Annotated in this window: 7 protein-coding genes and 1 pseudogene; 5 read left to right on the top strand and 3 right to left on the bottom strand. The window is 70.3% G+C overall.

All coding sequences use genetic code 11. The annotated features are described in order from the left end of the window. Nucleotides 1-188 (top strand): annotated as a pseudogene (locus SKC42_RS26315) (cutinase family protein); the annotation flags it as partial. Nucleotides 189-210: 22 nt separating this feature from the next. Further along, nucleotides 211-762, top strand: coding sequence for a VOC family protein (locus SKC42_RS26310; protein WP_330967170.1), 552 nt, complete (start codon nucleotides 211-213; stop codon nucleotides 760-762). Here the strand turns inward: SKC42_RS26310 and SKC42_RS26305 are convergent. The 3 genes from SKC42_RS26305 to SKC42_RS26295 form a co-directional block, all read right to left on the bottom strand. Next, entirely contained in the window at nucleotides 752-2,116 is a 1,365-nt protein-coding gene (locus SKC42_RS26305; RefSeq protein ID WP_330967174.1) for an aldehyde dehydrogenase family protein, read from the bottom strand. The genes SKC42_RS26310 and SKC42_RS26305 overlap by 11 nt on opposite strands. A 35-nt stretch (nucleotides 2,117-2,151) precedes the next feature. Further along, nucleotides 2,152-3,246, bottom strand: a complete 1,095-nt coding sequence (locus SKC42_RS26300) for a phenazine antibiotic biosynthesis protein (RefSeq protein ID WP_330967169.1) — start codon at nucleotides 3,244-3,246, stop codon at nucleotides 2,152-2,154. Between the two features lie 255 nt (nucleotides 3,247-3,501). Then, nucleotides 3,502-4,440, bottom strand: coding sequence for an oxygenase MpaB family protein (locus SKC42_RS26295; RefSeq protein WP_330967168.1), 939 nt, complete (start codon nucleotides 4,438-4,440; stop codon nucleotides 3,502-3,504). Between the two features lie 98 nt (nucleotides 4,441-4,538). On the opposite strand from SKC42_RS26295, the gene SKC42_RS26290 reads away from it, so the two are divergent. The 3 genes from SKC42_RS26290 (at nucleotide 4,539) to SKC42_RS26280 (ending at nucleotide 7,417) form a co-directional block, all read left to right on the top strand. After that, nucleotides 4,539-5,114, top strand: a complete 576-nt coding sequence (locus SKC42_RS26290) for a TetR/AcrR family transcriptional regulator (RefSeq protein WP_330967167.1) — start codon at nucleotides 4,539-4,541, stop codon at nucleotides 5,112-5,114. A gap of 60 nt (nucleotides 5,115-5,174) precedes the next feature. Next, nucleotides 5,175-6,551, top strand: a complete 1,377-nt coding sequence (locus SKC42_RS26285; RefSeq protein ID WP_330967166.1) for an adenylate/guanylate cyclase domain-containing protein — start codon at nucleotides 5,175-5,177, stop codon at nucleotides 6,549-6,551. 128 nt (nucleotides 6,552-6,679) lie between these two features. After that, a complete protein-coding gene (locus SKC42_RS26280; protein ID WP_330967165.1) occupies nucleotides 6,680-7,417 on the top strand; it encodes a class I SAM-dependent methyltransferase in 738 nt (245 codons plus the stop codon). Nucleotides 7,418-7,448 lie beyond the last annotated feature (31 nt).

Below are 7,448 nucleotides of genomic sequence, written 5' to 3'. Positions count from 1 at the left end.
CCAAGACCATCAAGGTCTGCGCCACCGAGGACCCGGTCTGCTCCGACGGCCTCAACTTCGCCGCCCACGACACCTACGTCACCGACAACCAATTCATTGACAAGGGCGTGCAGTTCGCGGCCAGCCACCTCGGCGCGGGCGGTGCCACGAGGGTGGGCGCGCCCACCGGTGGCGGCTTCGGCGGGTGAGTCGCCGATCGGACGACCGCTGATGCCGATCAGTTCGCCCGCCCTGGCCGTCAACCACGTCGGCGTGACGGTGCCCGATATCCACGCGGCGATCGACTGGTACGGCGAGGTTCTCGGCTTCCGCTGCATCATGGGCCCGCGCGTGCTGGGGGCCGCCGGCCACGGCGAGACGGCGGCGCTCTTCGGCTCCCGGTTCCGCCGGGCGTGGCAAGCGCATCTGCTCAGTGGCAACTCAGTGGGCATCGAGCTGTTCCAGTTCATCGAACCCGCGACCGGAGGGCCGCGTCCGGCCGCGGAGTGGGAACCGTGGTTCGAACGCGGGCTGTGGCACCTGTGCATCACCCATCCCGACGTCGCGGCGACGGTGGACCGCGTCGTCGAGCACGGCGGCTCGGTGCTGGCACCGCCCTACGAGTTCGTGCCGGGCCGGCCGTGGACGCTGGCCTACACCACCGACCCGTGGGGCACCGTGCTCGAGCTGATGAGCCACAGCTACGCCGAGGCGTTCGGAAACTGGCCCCAACCGGGGCAGTTGACCCCACCCACCCTGGTGCCCCGGCCCCTCAGTCCCTGATGCAGCCCTTGTTGCGCATCAGGACGTCGGCCAGGAACCCGTCGTGCGGGATCTCGGGCGCGGCGTGGAAGGTGGGGCGCCGGCCGGCGTACACGTTGCCGACGGTGGGCTCGGCGAGCAGGTCGTCGATCAGCGATTCGTCACCGGTGATCGCGGTGACGACCAGCGAATGCCGCAGCGGCCCCACCCCCGCGCCGCGCGACCACGGCGAGACCCACACGCAGGGGAACGGCAGCTCGACGTCGAGCTTCTCCGCATCGGGCGCGGCCAACAGGTGCACGGCGGGGCGTAAGGCGGCGCTGCCGTCCCCCAGGTCGGCGACCACCTGATCGGCGCCGAGCAACGGGGTGGCGCCGGCGGCCTTGGCCTCCAGGTGGCGTGCCAGGACCCGCGCCTTGTCGACGGGCTGCGTGGGCAGCATCGCCGCCTCGTCGTCGATGGGAAGCGGTTCGATCGTCGCCAGCCGGTCGGCGAGGGCCCGAGCCAGCGGCCCGGGATCGCCCTCGCAGAGCACGGCGGTGGCGTTCACGCACGCCACCCCGCCGAGGTTGGCGACGGAGTCGACGATGAGGTCGAGGTAGTCGCCCCAGTCCCGGTCGGCGGTGATGCAGATCTTGCTGCGTCCCGGCCCGTTGACGGCCACGGCGGGATCGCCGGCGTACTTGTCCGCCACGTCCTGGCCGCCGTACACCATGGCGAGGTCGGCCGACCGGATGAGCTCGTCGGCGGCGGCGTGCGCGGTGGGCAGGTATGTGGCGTCCTCGGGCCGGAATCCGGCTTCCCGCAACGCGTGCACGAGCCGGTGCGCGGTCAGGGGCTCCCGGCGCGACGGGCGGACCGCGACGCGGTAGCCCAGCGCGAGGGCCTGCGGCCACAGGCCGTGCACGCCGGGCCCATTGCCGGCCGCGTGCACCGCGAACACCTCGCCGCGCCGGACCCACACCGCGCCGCCGCCGCGGATCCGCTCCTCGCGCCAGTCGAGAGCCGCGCCCACCGGCCGCGCCCCGCGCACGGCGGTGAAGGCGGCGGCGACGGCGTCGGCCACGCCGCGCGCCGCCGCGCGGGTCACCGCGATGGGCAGCCCCGAAATCCGGCTGGCCAGAGCGACGTACGCCTGGAAGTCCAGCCCGGCGACGGTGCCGGCGGCGAAGATCCGGGCCGCCTCGGATAACCCCGCTTCCCGCCGCTCGGCCGCCAGCGGCGCCACCTTGCGTTGCGCGGCAAGGGTGCGCGAAACGTACAGGGGCGGAACGAGGCTGAGCTCGGCAACCGCGTCGCCGCAGGTGCTCAGGACCACCTCGCGGTTGCGTGTCCGGTACGCACCGCCCGCCCCTTGCGCATCGACTTCGAGCAGATCCGCTCCTGCGCCGGCCGGCCCCTGCGCCACGCTCAGTACACCCCTTCGATGACGGCCTCGCCCTCGAAGGTGTCCACCGGCCCCACCTCGCTGACTGAGTCGCTGAGATCACCTGCGGGACCGGGCATTCGGATCGCCATGTCTCGCTCCAGGTTGTTGGGGATGAACATGCCCTTGCTGACGTGGTTCATCACCAGCTGGCCCCGATGCCCGTGCGGCACCCGTTCACCAGTGTCGGGATCGACCACCCAGAACAGCACGTACGGCGTCCTCGGGTGGAAGGCGAACGACCCGCCGTCGGTGACTTGGGTGACCGCCTGCGAGAGCACCATCGTGCTGCCGAAGGCCATGGTGATCGTGGTCGCCGGGAAGATGTCGCGCAGCAGGTCGAGGGTGTCGGCGTCGACGTGAGCGCCGCTGAGCAACACGTAGCGGACCTGCTCGTTCACCAGGTCCACTACCTCGTCGTTGCGGGCGATGGCCTCCAGCAGCGGCGGGCTGGTGTGCAGGTTCGCCACGTGCTGCGTGCGCAGGACGAACACCGCTTGTTCGACGATGTGGTCGACGTAGGCGGCCGCCTCGGCGGCCGCGTTGCGGGCGACCAGCTTTTTCACCCAGCGGGGGTCCAGGTCGATCGCGTGGAACGTCGCGCCCAGCCGCTCGGCGACCCGGCGCGAGAAATAGCCGACCCCGTGCGGGCCGCTCGGCATCAGGCACAACAAGCCCCGCCCCGGTACGAAGCCACCGGTGGCGAAGTCCTCGGTCTGCCAATCGATCACCTGGGCGACCCAGTCAGGCAGCTGGACGGTCCGCTTGGGAGCACCGGTGGTGCCGCCGGATTCGAAGATCTGCGGCACCGGCGGCGGTGTCCCGTAACCCCGCGGGATGAGGTCTTCGGCCGGCACGCTGCGCAGTTCGTTGACGAGGTTGGGAAACCGGCGCAGGTCCGCGAAGGTGTGCACGTCGGTCAGCGGGTCGAAGTCGAGGGTCCTCGCCACGCGCAGCCAGAACGGCGAACCGGTGTCCGCGCCGAAGTGCCAGGCGATCGCGGCACGCAGGAAGGCCTCGGCGTCGTCGACGGGCACCGACCGTGGGACGTCCAGCAACGCGAAGTCGGCATCGGCCACGCCACCGATCCTGTCCCATCTCCGTTGCCGGCGCCACGTCCCGGCCCGTCGCGGCGCATGGTGTCGCCTTACTTCGCAACGTGTTTCGCCGGTGTCCACACGCCGTTCAACGCGAAGCCGGCTCGCGTCGGCCTCAAGCGGCCGTCGAGTGTGCATTGCGGGCGTCGAGTGTGCATCGCGGGTTGAGATTTCGCGGATCTCGCGCCCTGGACGCACACAGGACGGCCTGGATGCACACTCGACGCCCCGAAGGCCTCAGGCGGCCGGGCGGTTGTGCAGCCGGCGCGGGTCGACGCCCGTCCGATCCCAGGCCGCGGCGGCCCAGGGCAGGTAGATCGCCCGCACGGGCAGCCGGTTGATGAGCGGGTTCAGCGCCCGCACCGCCGCGGCGAAGCGCCGGAAGCGCTTCTCCTTCTTGGCGTCCCACTGCAGCCGGCAGACCTCGCGCATCTGCGGCGGCAGGGTACCCACCAGGACGAGCCGAGTGTAGGCGTTCAGCGGCGCGGACACCACCTTCCACATGGGCTTGGGTATCCAGCGCGGGCCGGGAATTCCCTTGCGGAGGTAGCCGGTGCCGTAGAGGACGGTCTGGTGGGGGACGAACCGGTCGAGCATCCGGTCCCAGTACGCGACGAACTCGTCGTAGGTCTGCGGCTGGGCCCGGTCGCTGACGCCGTAGAGGCCATACCAGACCTTGCCCTCGTCGAAGATCTGCTCCTTCTCCGCGTGCGACAGCCGGCGGATGAACGTGTCGGTGTTGTAGATGACCTGGTCGACGAACGTCGCGTGCGCCCAGTAGAACAGCTCGGGATTGAGGGCGTGGTACCGGGAGCCGTCGCTGATGGTGCCCCTGATGGGCTTGTGAAAGTCGCGCACCCGGCGCCCCCACCCGTGCGGGTCGTCCGAGTAGACCGTCTTCATCAGGGGCGGGGCGGTGCGCTTGGCGCGACCCAGCGTGTCGCTGAAGATCACCGAGTGGTCGAGCACCCCCTGTGCGAGTTGCTCGATGCAGTTCTCGACCCCGGCCGTGCGCTGGAACCCGAAGAACTGGGTGCGGTTGTCCCCGTAGAACTTCCAGATCAGCGAGTCCGGCCCGAGCCGCGGGCCGGTCACGTCGGCCGGTCCCTCCACCGGCATCGGCACCGCTTCCCGGACGCCGGTGTCGAAATTGGGACGCGCCGATTGCGCTGTCATAGGTCCCCCATACCCGCCTGGTGGTGCAGAGAAACAAAATCGTATCTTTGAGTCAGCATAACAGCGGAACGCCGAGATCGCCGAGGGGGCCACGATCGATGCAGGACCACAGCCCTGACGGCGGTCTCGACGAGAAGATCCTCGACACCGCGCGGACCGTGTTCGAGACCTACGGTGTGCGCCGCGCGAACATTGAGGATGTCGCCGCGCGGGCCGGGGTCAGCCGCAGCACCGTCTACCGCCGCTTCCCCACCAAGGACGACTTGTTCGAGAAGGTGGTGCGGCGGGAGAGCGAACTGTTCTTCACCGCCCTCGACCAGGCCACCGCCGGCTGCACCCCGCAGGAGGCAGTGGTCGAGGCGTTCACCCTCGGCGTGCGCCTGGTGCAGGACTCCCCGCTGTACTCACGAATCGTCGAAAGCGAGCCCGAACTGTTCGGGCTGTTCTCCAGGTCGCACGTGTTCCCGATCCGCCAGTTCGCGGACGGCATAGCCCACACCCTGCGGCGCTGCGGGGCCGACGATCCCGACGCCGAACTGGCCGACATCGCCGACATCCTGCTGCGGGTCGCCCTGGGCATCATCGTATTTCCCACCGACCGCCTGGACATCTCGGATCCGGCGGCCGTCCGCGCGTACGCCGCCCGCTACCTGGTGCCGATCATCGGCCGCTAGCAAACGGCCGGCGCGATCGGGGCTGTCCCAAATGTCGCAGCCCTGCACTAGCCTGAAGTCATGGCTGGGCCTCCTGCGGTTCCGCGGACCCGCTACGCCAGTTGCAGCGAGGTCGACATCGCCTACCAGGTGTTCGGCGATGGCCCGACCGACCTGCTGGTGCTGCCGGGACCCATGATTCCCATCGACTGCGTCGATTCCGAGCCGTCGATGTACCGCTTTCACCGACGCCTGGCGTCCTTCAGCCGGGTGATCCGGTTCGACCAGCGCGGGATCGGCCTGTCGTCGCGGGTGGCGTCGCTCGACACGATCGGACCGAAGTCGTGGGCCGAGGACGCGATCGCGGTGATGGACGCGGTCGGGACGGAACGGGCCACGGTCTTCGCCCCCGGTTTCACCTCGCTCGCGGGAATCGTCCTTGCGGCCGATTTCCCAGAGCGCGTCAGCAACCTGGTAATTTTCAACGGCGCGGCGCGGACCCTGCGCGGCCCCGACTATCCGATCGGCGCCGAGATCACGCCGAACGACCCGTACACGACGGTCGGGGTCGAGCCCGACGCCGTCGAGCAGGGCTTCGACATGCTCGGCATCATCGCACCGTCCGTGGCGGCCGACTTGGCGTTCCGCGCGTGGTGGGACCACGCCGGGAACCGGGCGGCGTCACCGAGCATGGCCCGCGCGTTCATCAGGAAGATCCGCGAGGGCGACGTCCGCGACGCCCTCGGCCGCATCACCATGCCGACATTGATCCTGCATCGCGACAACCCGGTGTTCAGTCCGATCGAGCACGCGCACTACATGGCCGAGCGCATCGCCGGGGCGCGCCTCATCGAGCTGCCGGGCGAGGATTCGCTGTACTGGGTCGGGGACACGGGCCTCATGCTCGACGAGATCGAGGAGTTGGTCACCGGCGTGCGGGGCGGCTCGGATTCGGAGCGGCTGCTGACCACGATCGTCTTCACCGACATCGTCGGCTCGACGGAGCGTGCGGCCCTACTCGGGGATCACCGCTGGCGTGACCTGCTAGACAACCACGACACGATCGTGCGTCACGAGTTGCAGCGATTCGCCGGGCGGGAGGTCAACACGGCCGGGGACGGCTTCGTCGCGACGTTCAGCAGCCCGAGCGCGGCCATCGCCTGCTCGGACGCCATCGTCGACGCCGTGCGGGTGCTCGGCATCGAGGTGCGGGTGGGCATACACGCGGGCGAGGTGGAGGTGCGCGGCTCCGACGTGGCCGGCATGGCCGTGCACATCGGGGCCCGGGTGGCGGCGCTCGCGGGCCCCAGCGAGGTGCTCGTCTCCTCGACGGTGCGTGAGATCGTCACCGGGTCGCGGCACCGGTTCGCCGACTGCGGCGAGAGCATGCTCAAGGGCGTGCCGGGCCGCTGGCGCCTGTGCGCTCTGGTGCGGGAGAACGCCACTGTCAGGCGGTAGTCAGGCGGTAACCAACCCCACAACGCCGAGGCCTGCAGGTCCACGCCCGCCCGGCGTAGGCTCCCATCCGGGGCCTTCCCCGCTCGACTTCTGGCTCATGGCTTGGCCTTTGACCTCAAGGAGTGCGCATGACCGACGTGCACGTCTCGCTACCTCCCGCGCTGCGGCGAGCGCTGGACCTGCTGGCCGACCCGCCTGCGGACCCGGACGTCAGCAAGGGGTATCTCGATCTGCTCGGCTCGGGCGACGATGCCGTGCCGAAAAACACCGGACCGATCCAGGCGGCGTGGGCGTCACCCGTCGGCTCGATGCTCTACGACAACGCCCAGGCCCTCTCGCGCCGGTTGATCAGCGCGTGGCGGCTCCCCGTCGAGTGGTTGCACATCCCGCCCGGCGGCGTCGCCCTCGACGTCGGCTCCGGCCCGGGTAACATCACGGCGTCGTTGGCGCGCGCCGCGGACCCGGACGGCCTCGCGCTGGGCGTCGACATCTCCGAGCCCATGCTCGAGCGCGCCGTCCGCAACGAGGCCGGTCCGCAGGTCGGCTTCATCCGGGCCGACGCACAGCGGCTGCCGCTGCGCGACGACACGGTCGACGCGGTGGTCTCCACCGCGGTGCTGCAATTGATCCCGCACCCCGCCGCCGCGCTCGCGGAGATGGCCCGCGTGCTGCGCCCGGGCCGGAGGCTGGCCATCATGGTCCCGACGGCCGGGAGCCTGGCCCGCATCTGGCAGAAGCTGCCCAACGCCGGGGCCCATGTGTTCGGCGACGACGAGATCGGCGACATCCTCGAGGACAACGGATTCACGAGCGTGCGGGTCAAGAACTTCGGCACGTTTCAGTGGGTGCGCGGCACCAACGGCTGAGCCAGCCATCGGTTCGTTGGGCCAGTTGTCG

It is taken from the genome of Mycobacterium sp. 050134, from assembly GCF_036409085.1.
Lineage (GTDB): Bacteria > Actinomycetota > Actinomycetes > Mycobacteriales > Mycobacteriaceae > Mycobacterium.
Note: the sequence above shows the minus strand (reverse complement) of the source record. Positions and strands in the feature narration are given on the sequence as shown.